At 50.3% G+C, this 592-nt stretch carries 1 tRNA gene and 1 rRNA gene; both read left to right on the top strand.

The window, feature by feature from the left end:
* A 16S ribosomal RNA gene (locus QGT73_RS17335) occupies nt 1–107 on the top strand; the annotation flags it as partial.
* Between the two features lie 188 nt (nt 108–295).
* Nucleotides 296–372: transfer RNA gene (locus QGT73_RS17330), tRNA-Ile, on the top strand.
* The last annotated feature ends 220 nt before the right edge of the window (nt 373–592 follow it).

The raw sequence follows: 592 nt of genomic DNA, 5'->3' as shown, positions 1-592 counted from the left end.
TGCCTGAAGTATGCAACCGCAAGGAGCGTCCTAAGGTAAAACCGGTGACTGGGGCTAAGTCGTAACAAGGTAGCCGTACCGGAAGGTGCGGCTGGAACACCTCCTTTCTGGAGCGGAGCCGAAGGCTTTGCCTCCTTCCCCGAGTGACCCCGGGGGCTTGATTGCCCGCCCGGTCTTAAATATCGGCGACAGACGAACTATTGAAGAAACTTGACTACTGTTGTTGCAACCTCATACCGATCCCCGCCCAGGGAGGCGGATTCGTTCACGAGTCCTACACCGAGAGGGATCCGAGAGTCCCTTAGCTCAGTTGGTTAGAGCGCTACACTGATAATGTAGAGGTCGGCAGTTCAACTCTGCCAGGGACTACCATTAAGAGAGGACATTGACATACTGGAAAGCGAGCGTGATTTTTCAAAAAAAAAGAATCACGTGAAGCAAATCAAACACAACGAGTAACAATCATAAAAAAACGAATCACTGAGGCTCGAGGCCGTCGAAGCGTAAGCTAAGGCGGACGAAAAGTCAGGTATGTGACACCGATTGTAACCAAGTAAAAAGGTCATAAAGAAAGGAGAGAAGGGCACATGAA

The organism is Duncaniella muricolitica (assembly GCF_910574735.1).
Classification (GTDB): Bacteria; Bacteroidota; Bacteroidia; order Bacteroidales; family Muribaculaceae; genus Duncaniella; species Duncaniella muricolitica.
This window is presented reverse-complemented; position numbering and strand designations above follow the sequence as displayed.